Below are 17895 nucleotides of genomic sequence, written 5' to 3' on the forward strand. Positions count from 1 at the left end.
TCATGGCCTCTTGGTCATTGCTCCGGCTTGGGAGCGGATTTGTGGCCTGGCATCTCGTCGGCCGTCAGAACGCCGTCGCCATTCTTGTCGAGCTTGGCAAAGCGCTGGGCGAAGAACGCATCGACCTCGGCACGATCGATGAAGCCATCATGGTTCGAATCGATGCGCGCGAAGGATTTGGCCGCATCGCCCTTGATGTTGCGCTTGGCCTGAAAAGCCTCCCACTCCAGCAGGCTGATCTTGCCGTCGCCATCCGTGTCGGCGGCCATGATCGCCTTCTCCCGCCGCTTCTGGAACTTGGCCACCGTGATCTCGGACTTGGCCCTTGGCGCGGCCGGGGCCGCGGCTGGCGGCGTGGCGCCAGGGGGGCTGGGTCGCCGTCTGGGCGAGGGCCGCAACGGTCAGCAGGCTCAAGGCGGCGGCAAGGATCGAACAGCTTATCATGCTTCGGCGTCTCCTGTTGGCGCGTCGGCCACGGTCCATGCCGCGGTCACGCTTCAACCGTTAAACGCCACGACCACGGAAATCCGTCGGTCGCCTGTGCCGATCATCCGATTCGGCGATGCCGCCTCAGCTCTGGCAGCAAAAGCAGCAGCCATGACACCCCATCCGGCGTCATCCGAATGCACGCCGGTTTAGCCACCGCCCTTGGCGAACGGGCAGGAGCTATGCCGACGGGTCGGCGGCCACCAGCTGGTCCGGTTTGAAACCCGCATGCTGCGGGATCCAGACATCGCCCTCGCGGTTGAACCAGTGGCACAGATACATGCCGGAAGCGGCACCGTCGCTGACCGTCATCTTCGGCCCTCCAGACTTCAGCTTGACGACGTCTCCGGTCTTGAAAGTGTTGGGCATTTTCGACCTCCCATGCTGAGGCCCGCGAGTTTCCCACCAAAGCTGAGTCTCGACAATGGCGCATATGGGGAGCCATTGCGCGATCCACCGCACAGGCCGTGATCGAGTACCGATTGCGGCACATGGAGGATAGGAAGGGAACTGGTGCCGCTTAGGTGACTCGAACACCTGACCCCATCATTACGAATGATGTGCTCTACCAACTGAGCTAAAGCGGCCCGGGAGGCCAGGGCCTCCACGATGGGCTGGGTGATAGACTCAACCGGCCGCGAATTCAAGATGCCACTTGGCAAATCATGCAAGAGCGCCTGCCGCCACCGAAACCAGGTTCGCACCTCCCCGCGCGCGAGAATTGCCGGCATGTTCCGATTTTGTTTGCCGGAATATCGCCGAGATGGACTTTGGACGGCCCGTCGAGGCAGAATGCGGCCGCCCGCCCGTTGATTGATTGGTCGCCTACGGCTAACCATCACGGAAGTTTGGGCAATTTGCAGAGGGATCCCGCTTGGACGCGATCGAAAAAGCGATCCGGAACGCCTTGGAGAAGGGCAATGCCGAGGACCGCGCGTTCCGCGAGAAGGTCTATCGGTCGGCCTTTGCCGCGCTTGACCGTGCGCTCCAGGCCAATCCCGGGGTGACCGTGGAAGTCGCCATCAAGCGCCGCAAGGCGATCCAGGCGACGATCACCGAAATCGAATCCGAGTTCCTGCCGGCCGTGCCGGATGTCGGCCTGGAGGTCGACGACCCGGCGGCCGAACCCGCGGCCACCGGGGCGCCCGCCATCGAGATCGGCGACAAGGCGCCATCGCCCGCCGTCACCGTCGACGGCCCCGCGCAGCCCGCTTCCGATGCGCCGCGATCGCGCGTGTTGCCGGTCGTTCCCGACATCATGCCGGACGCGACGCTTCCTGGCGCGCCAGCCATCGACATGTCCGCTCCCGCCGCTTCAGGTACCGCGACGGAAGTGGCGCCCGATCGCGATGAGCGGCGCATTCGCGGGCGCCGCCTGCCGTTGACCGCCATTTTCTTCATCGTCACCCTGCTTGCGGCGATCGGCATCGGCGTGTTCTTCGCCATGCAGACCGGCGTGTTCAAGACAGCGGCGCAGCTCGACACGGCGCCGCCCGAGGCGCCGCCAACCGTCGAGGGTGACGATTTCACCCCGGCCGACGGCGCCAACGCGCCGGCCAAGCCCGGCGCCGCGGACCAGTCGCGCACCTGGATCAATGTGTTCTCGCCGGCCGACCCGACGCATGTCGCAGCCCCTTCGGACGCCAAGGCCTCGGTGATGAAGGACGATACCGGTCCGTTCCTGCGCATCCAGTCCGGCCCCTCCGGTTCGGCGATCGCTTTCGATGTCGGGCAGGGCGTGCTGGAGAAGCTCGCCGGCAAGCACGCCGTATTCGACATCATCGCGCGTGCCGAGGACGGCAAGGACACGCAGATTTCCGTCGACTGCAATTTCGGCGAGCTCGGCGATTGCGGCCGCAAGCGCTACGCGGTCGGCCAGCAGCGCAACGAATATCTGTTCGACGTGCAGTTCCCCAACAAGCATCCGGGCTCGGCCGGAACCATCGCCGTCAATTCCGATTTCGACAAGCAGGGCAAGGCGGTCGACATCTACGAGATCCGCGTCTCGATCGAGCCGTAAGGCTTAGCGGTCGAGCAGCGCCTGCAGCGTCTCGATGCGGTCGGCCTCGTTGGCCGGCTTGTCCCAGCGCAGCCGTGAAATGCGGGGAAAGCGCATGGCGACGCCGGATTTGTGTCGGGTCGAGCGGTTGAGCCCCTCGAAGGCGACTTCCAGCACCAGGCCGTTGTCACGGTCCGCCCGCACCGAACGCACTGGGCCGAAACGCTCGACCGTGTTGTCCCGGACATATTTGTCGATCTGCTTCAGCTCCTCGTCGGTGAAGCCGAAATAGGCCTTGCCGACCGGCACCAATTCCTCCTCGCCCTCGGCTCCGGACCAGACGCCGAACGTGTAGTCGGAGTAGAAACTCGAGCGCTTGCCATGGCCGCGCTGGGCATACATCAGCACCGCGTCCACCGTGTGCGGATCGCGCTTCCACTTGAACCACGGGCCTTTCGGCCGGCCGGCGATATAGGGCGAATCCCAGCGTTTCAGCATCACGCCCTCGATGATCGGGTGCGGCGGCGCGCGGCGCAGGTTCTCCAGCGCCTGCCAATCCGCGAAGTCGACGAAGGGCGACAGATCGAAACGGCTGGGGTCAAGCGCTTTCATGAGGGCTTCGAGGCGGCCACGCCGTTCGCGGAACGGCAATGCGCGAAGGTCTTCGTCGCCGAGCTGAAGCAGGTCGTAACAGCGCATGAAAGCCGGATATTGCTGCTGCATCTTCGGCGTCACCGTCTTGCGGTTCAGCCGCTGCTGCAAATCCGAGAAGGTTCCCGTCGCCTCTCGCGGGTCGCCGACCAGCAATTCGCCATCGAGCGTGGCGGAAAAATGCATGGCGTCGGCTAGGTCGGGAAAGGCGCCCGAGATATCGTCGCCGGTGCGCGAATAGAGCCGGTGGATGCCGCCTTCCGCCACCGCCTGGACGCGGATGCCGTCCCATTTCCATTCGGCCGCGTAGTCCGCCGGATCGAGTTTTTCGAGATCGCCGTCGCCGACCGGATTGGACAGCATCACCGGACGGAACAAAGCCATCGCCGTGTTGCGGGGTTTTTCGGCCTTGCCTTCCAGCCAGGCGAACAGCGCCATATAGGGCGGCGACAGCCCGTGCCATAGCTCCTCGATCTCGGCGACGTCGACCTTGCCGAAATCCGCCAGCGCCTGTTTGGCGAGACGCGCCGAGACGCCGATGCGCAGGCCGCCGGTGACCAGCTTGATGATGGCAAAGCGCGCCGAGATGCCGGCGCTGTCGAGCAAGCCGGCCAGCACTTTCGGTCCGTCCGAGCGGCTTGCCGCCTGTAGTTTGGCCACGACCTCGCCAAGCGTCGGCTCGCGGTTGGGGATCTTGCCCGGCGTCTGTGGCCAGACCAGCGACACCGTTTCGGCGAGATCGCCGACATAGTCGTAAGAGTAGCCGAACAGCACAGGGTCCATGCGTTCGGTGACCAGCATGCGCAGCATCGCCGGCTTGACCGCGGCTATAGTAAGGTCCCCGGTGATGGCCGCCAGCGCCAGCCCGCGATCCGGGTCCTCGACAGTTCGGAAATAGTCGACCAGCAGCGTCAGCTTGCCGTTGCGCGACGGCGTCAGCACCAGGCGGTCGAGGAGTTCGGCGAAGCGGTTCATGATGGTATGAACCACGCCATTGATGGAGGTTTGCGCTCTACGGCGCCCCCCTCTGTCCTGCCGGACATCTCCCCCACAAGGGGGGAGCTTGGCAGCTTCGGCGCCGGCTCATCTTCGGCAACGATGGAGATTGGCGAACGCCGACGCGACGTCCGATCTCCCCCCTCGTGGGGGAGATGGCCGGCAGGCCAGAGGGGGGCGCCACAGTGCTCGGAGGTGGTGATTGACGAGCAATACTGCATCAATCGCCCTCGTCCTCATAGCCCACCAGATGCAGCGGCCGGGCGGCGATGCTTTCGAGCTCGCACCAGCGAACCAGCGCTTCCTCGCGGCCATGCGTCACCCAGATCTCCTCGGCGCCGGTCTCCTTGATGGTGGCCGTGAGCTCGTCCCAATCGGCATGGTCCGAGATGATCAGCGGCAGTTCGACGCCACCTTGCTTGGCGCGCTGGCGGATCCGCATCCAGCCCGACGCGAAGCACGAGATCGGATCCGGAAAGCGCCGCGCCCAGCGATCGGCGAAGGCCGATGGCGGGCCGACGACGATGGCGCCAGTGAAGTCGTCCTTGCCGTCTTCGACCGTTGCCGGCTCGAGGATACCCAGGTCGATGCCCTGGCTCTGATAGTATTCGCTGAGCCTGGCCAGCGCGCCATGGATGTAGAGCGGCTTGTCATAGCCGGCATCGCGCAACAGCCGCATCACCCGCTGCGCCTTGCCCAGCGCATAGGCGCCGACCAGATGCGAGCGTTCGGGAAACTGCGCTGCCGATTTCAACAGGCGGGCGATCTCCCCCGTGTCCGGCGGATGGCGAAACACCGGCAGGCCGAAGGTCGCTTCGGTGATGAACACGTCGCAACGGATCGGCTCGAACGGCACGCAGGTCGCATCCCTTTGTCGTTTGTAATCGCCGGAGGCGACGATGCGCGTGCCCTGATGCTCGACCGATATCTGCGCCGAACCCAGCACATGGCCGGCCGGATGGAAGCTGACGCTGATGCCGTTCAGCGCGATCGTCTCGCCGACCCGCGCGGCTTGCGTCGTTCCGGCAAAGTCCTCGCCGTAGCGCAGACCCATAATGTCGAGCGTCTGCTGCGTCGCCAGCACCGAGCGGTGGCCGGAGCGTGCATGGTCGGAATGGCCGTGCGTGATCAGCGCGCGGCCCACCGGCCGCACTGGGTCGATGAAGAAATCGCCCGGCGGGCAGTAAAGGCCCTCGGGCCGGGGATGAAGCAGGTCGGCGGCGCGCATGGTCCCCAAGATAGGATATAATTCCGCTGCGGGAAGCCGTCTGTCGGAGACTGCTGACTCTCAGGCCAGCTTTGCTCTACAGAGATGGCGGCCCGGCTGCCATCCGCCGGCGGAAACATCATCATGAAACCGCTTCAGACATCGTCCGGCGATTTGAACGCCGATCGCCGTGCCGACTATGCCGAGATGCTCTTTGCCTCCGGCGATCCCACGGCGGCGGCCGAGCTGCTGCTCGGCGCATTGGAACTGGCGCCGCAATGGGCAATGGGCTGGTTCCGCCTCGGCGAGATGCACGAGGCATCGGGCAGGCTCGACCTGGCGGCGCAGGCCTGGGCGATGTCGCTGAAACTTGATGCGGCCGATCGCCAGGGCGCCGCCCTCAAACTGCAGCTGATCGGCAAGGCTCCGGTTGCCGCCGCGCCGCCCAGCGCCTTTGTCGAGGCGCTGTTCGACCACTATGCCGAGACATTCGAGGAGATGCTGGTCGGCAAGCTCGACTACCGGCTCCCCGAATTCCTCGAGCAGATGATTCGCAAGGCAAGGCCGGGCCGCTTCCGCCTGGCGCTCGACCTGGGCTGCGGAACCGGGCTGATGGGCGAGAGGCTGAGGCCGATCGTCGACCGGCTGGAAGGGGTCGATATCTCGGCCAGGATGCTGAAGAAGGCGCAGGCGAAAGGCATCTACGACACGCTGACGAAAGCCGATCTGCAGGGATTCTCTCATTCAGGCGAAAAGCCCGATCTGGTGACATCGGCCGATGTCTTGATCTACATCGGCGCGCTCGACGGTCCGATGGGCACCGTTGCCGGCCTGCTCGCCGAAGGCGGCCTGTTTGCCTTTTCCGTCGAGACCCTTGCAGACGACGGCGACTTCGCGCTGCAGCCCTCGCGGCGCTACGCTCATTCGCAACCCTATGTCAGGCGGACACTCGAAGCCAACGGGCTTGCGATCCTGGCGCTGGAGCCAACCACCATCCGGCAGGATCGCCGCGAGCCCGTCAAAGGGCTGGGCGTTGTGGCGTGGAAGCCTCACGCCGTTTGAAGCGTGCATGAACACCATCCCGCTGCTGCGAAAAAGTCCGATTTGCGTGCGCGACTGATATTTGCGATCTGGTCGCATCAGTGCGGGATATCAGGAGGAGCATATCGGATGCGCTGGAACATGATGATCTTGGCATCCTGCCTGGCAACGGCCGGCTGCGTCGGCAACTCGATGTCCGAGCGGCAGGACGCCAACGTAGAATCCTCCCTGCAATACGATACCGTGCCGTGCGACCAGTTGCTGGCGCAGCGCAATGGCCTGGCGCAGCAATACAACCTTCCGGTGACCGCGAAGCCGACCTTCTCCAATCCCGCCATGGGTTTCGGTCCGTTCACGCCCGACATGCGCTCCAAGGCCAAGCGCGACAGTGACAAGGCGTCAGGCGAGATCGATGCCATGAACCGGTCGATCGAGCGCCGCGACTGCGGCAAGCCGGACAATCAGAAGAAGAAGTTCGCCCTGCCTGCCTGAAGATAGAAGCAGCAGCCGACGAGAGCGATCGCCGGCAGCATGCTCGCGTCCGCATGGGGGCGATCAATGAAACTCTCGGACCTAGGCGACCGCATCTGCATTCTGGGGCCGTCCAACAGCGGCAAGTCGACCCTGGCCGTCGCGATTGCCCGCAAGCGTGGCCTTGAGCCCGTTCACCTCGATCTGCTTCATCATCTGCCCAACACAGACTGGGAGGCGCGTCCAAAGAGCGAATTCATCGCCATGCATGACGCCGCGATCGCCGGCGAGCGCTGGGTGATGGACGGAAATTACTCGATCTGCATGCCGCAACGTTTTCGGCGGGCGACGGGAGTGATCCTGCTGGATATCTCCACGCCGGCAAGCCTGCTGCGTTATTTCAGGCGAAGCTGGTTTGAGAAGAACAGACGCGGAGCCCTGGAGGGCGGACGCGACAGCGTCAAATGGGACATGATCCACCATATTGCCGTGACCACGCCGAAAAACCGCGGAAGATACCAGGCGATGTTCGAGGAACTCGACCTGCCGAAGCTCCAGCTGTCCTCGATGGGAGCAATCAAGCAGTGCTTCAGGCAATGGGACCTGGCTATATAGGACGCCTGGCTAATATCCCGCCTTGCGATCCACCAGATTCTCGAGCTTCTCGCCGCGCTCGAAGGCGTCCATCTGGCGCAGCATGGTCGGCACCAGATGCATGGGATCGGAGGTCGCCGCGGCGTGCGGAGTCACGAACACCTTCGGATGGTTCCACAGCGGGCTGGTCTTCGGCAGCGGTTCGACCTCGAACACATCGAGGCTCGCCTCCTTCAGCGTGCCGTCGTCCAGCGCCCGCACGATGTCGGCATCCTTCTGCAGGCGGCCGCGTCCGGCGTTGATCAGCACCGAGCCGCCGAGGCCGTTGCGCTTGCGCAATTCCTTCAGCACGCCGTAATTGATGATGCCTTGCGTGTCCGGCGTCAGCGGCAAAAGCACGACAAGGATATCTGTTGCCTTGAGGAAGGGGATCAACCCGGCCTCGCCGGAATAGGTCGCCACCCCTTGCATCGGCCGCTCGGTGCGCGACCAGCCATTGACCGCGAAGCCGAGCGACAGCAGCACCGAGGCCGCAGCACGGCCGAGATTGCCGAGCCCCATAATGCCGACGGAGATGTCGCCGGCTGGCCGCTGCGGCGGCTCGTGCCAGATCTTCTTTTGCTGCTGCTGCCGGTAGAGCAGGCCCTGGCGATGATGATCGAGCACCCGCCAGACGACATATTCGGTCATGTATTGCGTAAGATTGTCGGCGACGACCTTGACGATCGGCACGTCGGGCAGGCCTGGATCGGCGAAAATATGGTCGACGCCGGCGCCGATGGAGAAGATGGCGCGCAGATTGGGCAGCGAAGACAACAAATTGGGCTTCTGCTTCCACACCACCGCATAGGTGATCGACGGATCCTTGGCGCCATCCGGCTCCAGCACTACCTCGCGCTCGGCCGACAGCAACTCGCGCCAGCGCTGCGGATGAAAGCCGGTGACGGCAAGCAGGATGCGGCCTTTTTCCATCGCGATTCGTCTAGTCCCTCTTTACGCAAATTACTGGCTGACGATGCCGACCGGCGCCGTCTCTATCTTGAAGGCGGCCGAGATCAGCGCCCGAGTATAGTCGGTTTGCGGATTTTCAAAAATCTGCTGGGAGGGGCCGGCTTCGACGATCTGGCCGTTGCGCATGACGATGACATCGTTGGCAAGCGCCCGGATGACCTTGAGGTCATGGCTGATGAAGAGATAGGCGAGGTCATGCTTGGCCTGCAGATTGCGCAGGAGGTCGACGACCTGCGCCTGCACGCTCATGTCGAGCGCCGATGTCGGCTCGTCCAGCATGACGAAGCGCGGGTTGAGCACCATGGCGCGCGCGATCGCGACACGCTGGCGCTGGCCGCCGGAAAACTCGTGCGGATAGCGGTTGCGGGTCGCCGGATCGAGGCCGACCTCCTTCAGCACGTCCGCAACCTTGTCGTCGCGTTCATCGGGCGACAGTTTCGGCTCGTGGATCTTCAGCCCTTCCTCGATGATCTCGGCGATCGACATGCGCGGGCTGAGCGAACCGAACGGGTCCTGGAACACGATCTGCAATTCGCGCCTGAGCGGCCGCATGGCGTTGAAGGTGAGCTGGTTGATGTCGCGGCCGTTGAACCGGATGGTTCCCGTCGACGAGATCATGCGCGCCAGGGCCAGGCCGAGCGTCGTCTTGCCGGAACCGGATTCGCCGACCACGCCCAGCGTCTGGCCGGCGCGCACGGTGACATCGATGCCGTCGACCGCCTTCACATGGTCGACCGTGCGGCGGAAGAAGCCCTGCTTGATCGGGAACCAGACCTTGATGTCCTTTCCGGTCATCACCGGCTTGGCGTCGGCGTTGGCGGCCGGCGGCTTGCCCTTCGGCTCGGCTGCCAGCAGGTGGCGCGTATAGGGGTGCTGCGGATTGGCGAAGATGTCCTTGGTCGGTCCGGTCTCGACGATCTTGCCCTTGGTCATGACGCAAACCCGGTCGGCGATCTTGCGCACGATGCCGAGATCGTGGGTGATGAACAGCATCGACATGCCTTTGCGGCTTTTGAGGCCCGCCAGCAGTTCGAGGATCTGCGCCTGCACGGTGACGTCGAGCGCCGTCGTCGGCTCGTCGGCGATCAGCAGTTCCGGTTCGTTGGCCAGAGCCATGGCGATCATGACGCGCTGGCGCTGGCCGCCGGACAGCTGGTGCGGATAGGCGTCGAGCCGCTTCTGCGGATCGCGGATGCCGACCTCGTTGAGGAGCGCCAGCGTGCGCGCCTTGGCCGCGCGGTCGGCCATGCCCTGATGCAGCTTCAGGATCTCGACGATCTGCTGCTCGATCGTGTGCAGCGGATTGAGCGAGGTCATCGGCTCCTGGAAGATCATGGTGATCTTGTTGCCGCGCACCTGTCGCAATTGCTTCTCGCTCATCGCCAGCAGGTCGGCGCCCTCGAACTGGATCTTTCCCGAGGGGTGGCTGGCACTGGGGTAGGGCAGGAGTTTCAACACCGACAGCGCCGAGACCGACTTGCCGGAGCCGGACTCGCCGACCAGCGCGATCGTCTCGCCCTTGGCGATGTCGAAGGAGATGTGGTCGACAGCGACAGACTGGCCGCCGCCCTGGCCGAAGGCGACGCTGAGGTCCTGGACGCTGAGCAGAGGCGCTTCGCTCATTTGAACGTCTTGCGCGGATCGAAGGCGTCGCGCGTCGCCTCGCCGACAAAGACCAGCAGCGACAGCATCAGCGAGATGACGACGAAGCCGGAAATGCCGAGCCACGGCGCATTGAGGTTGCGCTGCGCCTGCTTCAGCAACTCACCGAGCGAGGCGGACCCCGGCGGCAGGCCGAAGCCGAGATAGTCGAGCGAGGTCAGCGTCGAGATCGAGCCAGAGAGCAGGAAGGGCAGGAAGGTCAATGTCGCCACCATGGCATTGGGCAACAGATGCCGGAACATGATGGTGCGGTTGGGCACGCCGAGCGCGCGCGCGGCGTTGACGTACTCGAAGTTGCGGGCGCGCAGGAACTCGGCCCGCACGACGCCGACCAGCGCCACCCAGGAGAACAACAGCATCAGCCCGAGCAGGATGAAAAAGCCCGGTGGCAGGATGGCGGCGACGATGAGCAAGAGGTAAAGCACCGGGATCGCCGACCAGATTTCGATGAAGCGCTGGAACAGCAGGTCCGTCCAGCCGCCGAAATAGCCCTGCAAGGCGCCGGCGCCGACGCCGATCAGGGCCGAGCCGGCGGTCAGGATCAGCCCGAACAGCACCGATATACGGAAGCCGTAGATGACGCGCGCCAAGACGTCACGCGCCTGGTCGTCGGTGCCGAGCCAGTTCCAGTTGCCGACGATGCAGGCGGGGTCGGCGGCCCCTTGCGGATACTGGTTGCAGCGCTTCGCGGCGTCATACTGCCAGGACGGCTTGGCGGGTGCCGCTTCCGGAATGGCATTGTTGACGGTCTGGTAGGAATAGCGGATCGGCGGCCAGATCATCCAGCCATTGGCGTTGATCTCGTCCTGGATCACCGGATCGCGATAATCGGTGACGGCATAGAAGCCGCCGAATTTTTCCTCGGGGTAGGCGACCAGCACCGGAAACAGGATTTCACCCTTGTAGGACGCGATGATCGGCTTGTCGTTGGCGATGAATTCGGCAAACAGCGACAGCGCGAACAGGACGAGGAAAATCCACAACGACCAGTAGCCGCGCCGGTTGGCCTTGAAATTCTGCAGGCGGCGCTTGTTGAGCGGCGACAGGAACGGCCGTGGCATCCGCTCCGGCACCACGCCGGCAGTGACGCTTGCCTCCGACATCAGACGTCTCTCCGCTCGAAATCGATGCGCGGATCGACCCAGGTGTAGATGAGGTCGGACAGCAATCCGACGAACAGGCCGAGAAGCGAGAAAATATAGAGATTGGCGAACACCACCGGATAGTCGCGCTCGACCACCGAGCGGAAGCCGAGCAGGCCGAGGCCATCGAGCGAGAAGATGTTCTCGATCAGCAGCGAACCGGTGAAGAAGGCCGAGATGAAGGCGCCCGGGAAGCCGGCAATGACGATCAGCATGGCATTGCGGAAGACATGGCCGTAGAGCACCTGTCGCTCCGACAGGCCCTTGGCCCGCGCCGTCACCACATACTGCTTGCGGATTTCCTCCAGGAACGAGTTCTTGGTGAGCAGCGTCGTCGTGGCGAAGGCCGACAGCACCAGCGCCGTCAGCGGCAGGGTCATGTGCCAGAAATAGTCGGCGATCTTGCCTGGCCAGGACAACTGGTCCCAATTGTCCGAGACGATGCCGCGCAACGGGAACCAGTCCCAGAAGGATCCGCCGGCGAACAGCACCATCAGCATGATGCCGAACAGGAAGCCCGGAATGGCATAGCCGACGATGACGACGCCGCTGGTCCAGACGTCGAAAGGCGTGCCGTCCTTCACCGCCTTGCGGATACCGAGCGGGATGGAAATCAGATAGGACAAGAGCGTGATCCAGAGCCCGATCGAAATCGACACCGGCATCTTCTCGAGGATCAGGTCGAGCACCGAGATGTCGCGGAAGTAGCTGTTGCCGAAATCGAACCGGATATAGTTCCACAGCATCATGCCGAAGCGCTCGAGCGGCGGCTTGTCGAAGCCGTACTGCTTCTCCAGCTTCTTGATGAATTCCGGATCGAGCCCCTGCGCGCCGCGATATTTCGAGCTGACGTCGCCAGCGACGTCGAAATTGGAACCGCCCGCATCGCCGCCGCCGCCTCCGAGGCGGTCGCTGCCGCCCTGATTGGTCAGCTTGGCGATCACCTGCTCGACCGGGCCGCCGGGCGCGAACTGGATGACGGCGAAGGAAATCGCCATGATGCCGAACAGGGTCGGGATCATCAAAAGGATGCGGCGCAGTATATAGGCGCCCATCAGGCTTCCTGCCCTCTGCGGACCGATACTTTAACCTTTGCCAATTTTTGCCGCCTTGCCCTTATCAAACCACCACAGCGTCTCGACCGGAAAGCCGAAATCGGGCTTTTGCTCGACAAAGCCGAACATGTCCCAATAGGCGACGCGGTGATTCGCCAGATAGTATGTTGGAATCCAGTCTAGCCGCGCGCGCAAGACCCGGTCGAGCGCTCTGAGCGCGGTGACGAGTTCTGTTCGGCTGCGCGCCTTGCCGGCGGCCACGATCAGCGCGTCGATGGCCTTGCTTTCGGTCCCCGGATAATTTCGCTGCCCCGGTGTGTTCGCCATGCGGGAATCGTAGAGCATTTCCAGGCTGTCGACCGTGGGCGTTGCTCCGATCGACCAATGCAGGACGTTGAGGTCGAAATCGAAATCACTCTGCCGCTGTTCATATTGCGCCGAATCGACCTGCCGGATCGAAGCATCGATCCCGATCGCCTTCATGTTCTCGGACCACGGAGTGAAAATGCGAACGATGCCATCGTCCTCCGCCAGCATTTCCACCCGCAGCCTCTCGCCCTTGTCGTTGACGACGAAACTGCCCGTGCGTTTCCAGCCGGCTTCGGCAAGCAGTTTCGAAGCCGCGCTCAGCAGCTTGCGGTCATGACCTGAACCGTCCGAGAGCGGCTGCGTTACCGCCTCGCCAAAGACCTCCGGCGGCAACTCGGCCCGCAATGGCTCCAGTAGGGCCAATTCGCCTGGCGAGGGCAGGCCCTCGGCCTTGTAGTCCGAACGTTCGAAATTCGATTGCGCGCGCTCGTAGGAGCCGTAAAACAGCGCGCGCTTCATCCATTCGAAATCGAAGCAGTTGGCGATCGCCCGTCGCACCCGTTCATCGCGGAATTGCGGACGGCGCTGGTTCAGCGCGACGCCCTGCATGTCCGGAGTCTTTTCGCCGGGAAATTCCCTTTTGACGACCTTGCCGTCGTTCAACGCCGGAAAATCATATCCGGTGGCCCATACACGCGAGGTGAATTCCTCGCGAAAATGCGTATCGCCTTTCTTGAAGGCCTCGAATGCGGCCTGCCGGTCGAGATAGAAGTCGATGCGGATGCGGTCGAAATTGTACTGGCCGCGGTTCACCGCGAGATCGCGGCCCCAATAGTCGGCGACGCGTTCATATTCGACGGCCTGTCCGGCGACCACGCGTCCGATCTTGTAGGGTCCCGAGCCAAGCGGCGGTGTCATGGTCGAGGCATCGAACTCATTGGCCGTATAATAGGCCTTGGACACGATCGACATGGCCACGACCGCCAGGATGTTTTGCGCCGACTGTTCGCCATTGAAGGTCAGCTCAAGGGTGACGGGATCGACCGCGACCGCGTCGGTCATGTATCGCAATGCCTTGGAAAGGTTTGGGTGACCCTTGTCCTTGTAGAGCTTCAACGCGAAGACAACGTCTTCGGCGGTCAGCGGCGAGCCGTCGTGGAAGCGCGCCTGCGGCCGAAGCACAAAGCGAAAGCCATTACGGTCCGACGACAAGGTGACGGACTCGGCGAGCAGGCCATAGACCGTGTCCGGCTCATCGAGCGCGCTTGCCATCAGGGAATCGAAACAGAGTTCGGCGCGCGGCGGCGCCTCCCCCTTCAACACCAGGAAGTTCAGTGTGTTGAAAGTCAGGAAGCTCTGATTGAGGGTTGCGTTGGGCGGCGTGAAATTCATCTGGCCGCCCTTGGGCGCGTCCGGATTGACATAGTCGAAATGCGTAAAATCCGGTCTGTATTTGAGGTCCCCGAAGGCCGACAGGCCGTGCAATTTCACGCCGGTCGCAATGTCGGCGAAGGCTCTTCCCGGCAGCAGGGCCGCGGCAGCGGCGGCCCCGCTCAGTGCCAGGAAATCGCGGCGCGGCAGCCTCGCCATCAATTGCCGCCCTTGTATTTGGCCGCCAGTGCCTTCTCCTTGTCGAGGTCAATCCACCAGGAATCGATGTCGACACCGACATAGGCAGGCTGCTTGTCGGGGAATTTGAACTTGTCCCAATAGGCCAGCCAGACCGCCGACCGATAATATTGCGGCACGACGTAGAAGTTCCAGAGCAGCACCCGGTCGAGCGCATGGGTGGCGGCGACAAGATCCTCGCGGTCGGTGGCGAAGATGACACGGTCGACCAGCGCATCGACGGTCGGATCCTTGATGCCCATCAGATTGCGCGAGCCCGGCATGTCAGCGGCTTTCGAGCTCCAGAAATCGCGCTGCTCGTTGCCGGCCGAGTCCGATTGGCCGAACAGGCCCGTGACGACATCGAAATCGAAATTGTTGACGCGGTTGATGTACTGCGTCTGGTCGATGATGCGCAGCGAAGCGTCGACGCCGATCTTGCGCAGATTGGCGATGTAGGGACTGGCGATCACCTGGTCGGTGTCATTCCAGCCGAGGATCTCGAACTTGAACGGCGCGCCTGACTTGGCGTTGACCATCTTGCCGCCCTTGATCACCCAGCCTGCCTTGGCGAATAGATCGACCGCCTGTTTCAGGTACTTTCGCTCCGCTTGTGGCGAATCGTAGACCGGCAGCTTGAACTCTTGCGTGAAGAGCTCGGGTGGTAGCTTGTCGCGATATTTATCGAGGATCTCCAATTCCTTGCCTTGCGGCAGCCCGCTCGACGCCAATTCGGTACCCTGGAAATAGCTTGACGTGCGGGTGTTGAAGCCGAAGAACAGCGTGCGATTCATGCTCTCGAAATCGAATGGGATGGTCAGTGCCTCGCGAACAAGCCGGTCCTGGAACAGCGGCCTTCGCTGGTTGAGGACAAAGCCCTGCATCGGCTGCGGCGATTGGGTCTGGAAGTCCTTCTTGACGACGTCACCGGCCTGGATGGCCGGGAAATTATAGGCGGTCGCCCATTTGCGGGAGCTGTACTCGCGGTTGATGTCTTCCAATCCGCCCTTGGTGAAGGCCAGCCAGGCGGCATTGTCGTCGAGGATGTAGGTATATCGGCGCGTGTCGAAATTCTCGCGACCGATCTTCACCGGCAGCTTGGCCGCCCAATAGTCCGGCACGCGCTGCCAGACGATTTCCGAGCCCGGCTTGAAGCTGGCGATCTTATAGGCCGCCGATCCCAGCGGAATTTCCAGCGTCGGCTTGGTGACGTCGCGCTTCTTGCCATTGGCGTCGGTGCCTTCCCACCAGTGCTTCGGCAGCACGGCGAGGTCGCCGATGATCTTCGGCAGTTCCCGGTTGCCCTTCTGGTTGAAATGGAACTCGACCTCGCGGTCGGAGATCGCCACTGCGTCGGTGACGTTCTCGAAATAGCGGCTGTATTGCGGACTGTTTGCCTTCAACACCTGGAACGACCAGATCACGTCGTCGACGGTGATCGGCTGGCCGTCATGCCATTTCGCGCGCGGGTCGAGCCGGTAGGTCGCCGAGGAGTAGTCAGCCGGATATTTGTAAGCGTCGGCGATCAGCGGGTGGCTGGTGCTGCCCTCGTCGGTCGCCTGCTCCATCAGCGTGTCGTAGAGCAGGCCGCCGCCGAAGCCGACGAGGCCCGCCGCCGGCGATCCCTGGACGATGTAAGGGTTGAAGCTGTCATAGGTACCGAGCAGCACCGAATTCAGCGTCCCGCCCTTGGGCGCGTTCGGGTTGACGTAGTCGTAGTGCTGGAAATTGTCGCCGTACTTGGAATCGCCGATCAGCGATGAGGTGGTTCGCCACTCGTCGGCCCGGGTCGTCTGCAGTCCCGCTACCAGCAGGGCCGCCGCCAGCAGCGACCTGAGAAGCGTTCGGCCAACCGTCATGCACTGTCCTCTTCGCGATGCGTTTCTCCGGACCATCCAGAAAAGGCAATCTAGATGATTTGGCGCTCCTGAAAACCGCCATGCGCGGCTTTGTCGCCGCATATGCGTTTTTCCTAACAAAAAAGCCGGGCAGAACCCGGCTTTTCTATGAACGCTTTGATGACAATTCGGTTATTTGGCCGGCGCGGCTGGTGCCGGAGCCGCGGGCGCGGCAGGCTTGGCCGGCGCCGCGCCGTCAGCCGGCTTGGCCGGAGCGGCGCCATCGGCCGGCTTGGCGGGCGCGCTGGCGTCGGCGGCGGCGCCTGGTGCCGGCAGCGGCTTCGGATTGTCCGACAGCGTGCGCAGATAGGCGATGACGTTGGCGCGGTCCTCGTCCTTTGGCAGGCCGGCGAAGCCCATGGCCGTGCCCTTCACGAATTTCTTCGGCGAGGTGATGAAGTGGTTGATGTTGTCGTAGGTCCACTTCTCGGTGCCGCCCTTGGAAAATTCCTTCATGCCGGCCGAGTAGGCGAAGCCTTCATGTTCGGCGACAGGACGATCGACGAGATCCCACAGATCGGGGCCGACCTTGTTGGGGCCACCCTTTTCACCGGAATGGCAGGCCTGGCATTTCTTGAAGACCGCAGCACCCGCCTCGACATTGGCGGTCGCCAGCAGGTCGGCGATCGGCTTGGCTTCGGCGGCCGGGGCGGCCGGGCCACCTTCGGCCGGCTCGGCTGCCTCGATGGCAAAACCGGGCTTTTCAGGAGCCGGCGAGGCAAACAGCGCGTCAGATACCAGGCCGACCGAGAAAACGACGAAAACGGTTCCGAGCAATCCGGCAAGCAGCTTGTTGACTTCGTTGGAATCCATACGCCCCTTGCTCCCTTTTCCGGCGGACCGAACCGTCCACTCCGTCCGTCGGTATCGAGACCCGCCCTCCAGAGCCGGTCAAATCGGGCGGAAACTAGGTCTTTTGCTCCGGCGTTGCAACACCTATAAGGGCGCTGCCAGTGAGACCTTTTGCCACTTTTCCCCTCCTCTTTTCGAACGCCTTGCCACCGCCATGTCCACCCTGATCCTGATACCGGCCCGCATGGCCTCCACCCGCCTGCCGGGCAAGCCGCTGGCCGACATATCCGGCGCGCCGATGATCGTCCATGTCGCCCGTCGCGCGGCCGAAGCCGGCCTCGGCCGCGTGGTTGTGGCGACTGACACGCAAAGCGTCGCCGAAGCGGTGCGCGCGCATGGTTTCGAGGCGGTGATGACGCGCATCGACCACGAATCCGGCTCCGACCGCATCCACGAGGCGCTGGCCGCGCTTGATCCCGGACGCAAGGTCGAAACGATCGTCAATGTGCAGGGCGACCTGCCGACCATCGATCCCGGCATCATCGCCGCCTCGCTCAGGCCGTTCGAGGACGCGGCGGTGGATATCGCCACGCTTGGTGTCGAGATCGTCCGCGAAGAGGAAAAGACCAATCCGAACGTCGTCAAGATCGTCGGTTCGCCGCTGTCAGCCACGCGGCTGAGGGCGCTCTATTTCACCCGCGCCACAGCGCCTTGGGGCGAGGGCCCACTCTATCATCATGTCGGTCTCTACGCCTATCGCCGCTCGGCGCTTGAGCGCTTTGTCGCACTGAAACCGTCACCGCTGGAGCGCCGCGAACGGCTTGAGCAGTTGCGGGCGCTGGAAGCCGGCATGCGGATCGATGCCGAGATCGTCCGGTCGCTGCCGCTCGGCGTCGACACGCCGCAAGACCTTGAGCGCGCCCGAACCATCCTTTCAAACTGAGAAATCCCTTCGACACCCGTGAATCGAGAC

17 protein-coding genes and 1 tRNA gene are annotated in these 17895 nt (G+C 63.3%); 6 read left to right on the forward strand and 12 right to left on the reverse strand.

Features of this window, described 5'->3' with window-relative positions; all coding sequences use genetic code 11:
* Window positions 1-14: 14 nt before the first annotated feature.
* On the reverse strand, window positions 15-269 hold the full coding sequence (locus tag FJV83_RS36970) for a hypothetical protein (RefSeq protein ID WP_246691861.1): 255 nt from the start codon (window positions 267-269) through the stop codon (window positions 15-17).
* Between FJV83_RS36970 and FJV83_RS36975 the strand changes: the two genes are divergently transcribed.
* Window positions 268-639: a hypothetical protein gene (locus FJV83_RS36975; protein ID WP_246691862.1), complete on the forward strand. Its 372-nt coding sequence runs from the start codon at window positions 268-270 to the stop codon at window positions 637-639. The genes FJV83_RS36970 and FJV83_RS36975 overlap by 2 nt on opposite strands.
* Before the next feature lie 27 nt (window positions 640-666).
* On the opposite strand, the gene FJV83_RS14325 is transcribed toward FJV83_RS36975, so the two are convergent.
* The gene (locus FJV83_RS14325; protein WP_019863018.1) at window positions 667-855 is read right to left on the reverse strand and encodes a YodC family protein; all 189 of its coding nucleotides are present in this window, start codon (window positions 853-855) and stop codon (window positions 667-669) included.
* A 142-nt stretch (window positions 856-997) separates the two neighbouring features.
* Window positions 998-1073 (reverse strand) — tRNA-Thr (locus FJV83_RS14330).
* Between the two features lie 287 nt (window positions 1074-1360).
* Between FJV83_RS14330 and FJV83_RS14335 the strand changes: the two genes are divergently transcribed.
* Entirely contained in the window at window positions 1361-2506 is a 1146-nt protein-coding gene (locus FJV83_RS14335) for a hypothetical protein (RefSeq protein WP_142886542.1), read from the forward strand.
* Window positions 2507-2509: 3 nt separating this feature from the next.
* Here the strand turns inward: FJV83_RS14335 and FJV83_RS14340 are convergent, their stop codons facing one another.
* The gene (locus tag FJV83_RS14340) at window positions 2510-4111 is read right to left on the reverse strand and encodes a cisplatin damage response ATP-dependent DNA ligase (RefSeq protein WP_142886543.1); all 1602 of its coding nucleotides are present in this window, start codon (window positions 4109-4111) and stop codon (window positions 2510-2512) included.
* Between the two features lie 241 nt (window positions 4112-4352).
* Complete coding sequence (locus FJV83_RS14350; RefSeq protein WP_142886544.1) at window positions 4353-5360, reverse strand: ligase-associated DNA damage response exonuclease; 1008 nt, start codon at window positions 5358-5360, stop codon at window positions 4353-4355.
* Window positions 5361-5483: 123 nt separating this feature from the next.
* Here FJV83_RS14350 and FJV83_RS14355 point away from each other — a divergent pair, with 123 nt between their 5' ends.
* The 3 genes from FJV83_RS14355 (at window position 5484) to FJV83_RS14365 (ending at window position 7466) form a co-directional block, all read left to right on the forward strand.
* A complete protein-coding gene (locus FJV83_RS14355; protein WP_095771964.1) occupies window positions 5484-6401 on the forward strand; it encodes a class I SAM-dependent methyltransferase in 918 nt (305 codons plus the stop codon).
* A 120-nt stretch (window positions 6402-6521) separates the two neighbouring features.
* Window positions 6522-6872, forward strand: coding sequence for a hypothetical protein (locus FJV83_RS14360; protein ID WP_246691863.1), 351 nt, complete (start codon window positions 6522-6524; stop codon window positions 6870-6872).
* A 66-nt stretch (window positions 6873-6938) separates the two neighbouring features.
* Entirely contained in the window at window positions 6939-7466 is a 528-nt protein-coding gene (locus FJV83_RS14365) for an AAA family ATPase (RefSeq protein ID WP_142886545.1), read from the forward strand.
* A gap of 9 nt (window positions 7467-7475) precedes the next feature.
* Here the strand turns inward: FJV83_RS14365 and FJV83_RS14370 are convergent, their stop codons facing one another.
* The 7 genes from FJV83_RS14370 to FJV83_RS14400 all read right to left on the reverse strand — a co-directional run bounded on the left by FJV83_RS14370 (window position 7476) and on the right by FJV83_RS14400 (window position 16943).
* Window positions 7476-8417, reverse strand: a complete 942-nt coding sequence (locus FJV83_RS14370; protein ID WP_095771782.1) for a glyoxylate/hydroxypyruvate reductase A — start codon at window positions 8415-8417, stop codon at window positions 7476-7478.
* A 30-nt stretch (window positions 8418-8447) separates the two neighbouring features.
* Window positions 8448-10079, reverse strand: a complete 1632-nt coding sequence (locus FJV83_RS14375; RefSeq protein ID WP_142886546.1) for an ABC transporter ATP-binding protein — start codon at window positions 10077-10079, stop codon at window positions 8448-8450.
* A complete protein-coding gene (locus FJV83_RS14380) occupies window positions 10076-11221 on the reverse strand; it encodes an ABC transporter permease (protein WP_095787254.1) in 1146 nt (381 codons plus the stop codon). The genes FJV83_RS14375 and FJV83_RS14380 overlap by 4 nt, the downstream gene beginning before the upstream one ends.
* Window positions 11221-12315, reverse strand: coding sequence for a microcin C ABC transporter permease YejB (locus FJV83_RS14385; RefSeq protein ID WP_095787255.1), 1095 nt, complete (start codon window positions 12313-12315; stop codon window positions 11221-11223). Before FJV83_RS14385 ends, FJV83_RS14380 begins: the two co-directional genes overlap by 1 nt.
* 30 nt (window positions 12316-12345) lie before the next feature.
* On the reverse strand, window positions 12346-14214 hold the full coding sequence (locus tag FJV83_RS14390) for an extracellular solute-binding protein (RefSeq protein WP_142886547.1): 1869 nt from the start codon (window positions 14212-14214) through the stop codon (window positions 12346-12348).
* Window positions 14214-16091 carry an extracellular solute-binding protein gene (locus FJV83_RS14395; RefSeq protein WP_142886548.1) on the reverse strand — a complete coding sequence of 626 codons (1878 nt, stop codon included), beginning with the start codon at window positions 16089-16091 and terminating at the stop codon, window positions 14214-14216. Before FJV83_RS14395 ends, FJV83_RS14390 begins: the two co-directional genes overlap by 1 nt.
* Window positions 16092-16262: 171 nt before the next feature.
* Window positions 16263-16943, reverse strand: coding sequence for a cytochrome c family protein (locus FJV83_RS14400; protein ID WP_095771788.1), 681 nt, complete (start codon window positions 16941-16943; stop codon window positions 16263-16265).
* A gap of 193 nt (window positions 16944-17136) precedes the next feature.
* Here FJV83_RS14400 and FJV83_RS14405 point away from each other — a divergent pair, with 193 nt between their 5' ends.
* On the forward strand, window positions 17137-17865 hold the full coding sequence (locus FJV83_RS14405) for a 3-deoxy-manno-octulosonate cytidylyltransferase (protein ID WP_010913277.1): 729 nt from the start codon (window positions 17137-17139) through the stop codon (window positions 17863-17865).
* Window positions 17866-17895: the final 30 nt, after the last annotated feature.

Source organism: Mesorhizobium sp. WSM4307 (assembly GCF_007003945.1).
GTDB lineage: Bacteria > Pseudomonadota > Alphaproteobacteria > Rhizobiales > Rhizobiaceae > Mesorhizobium.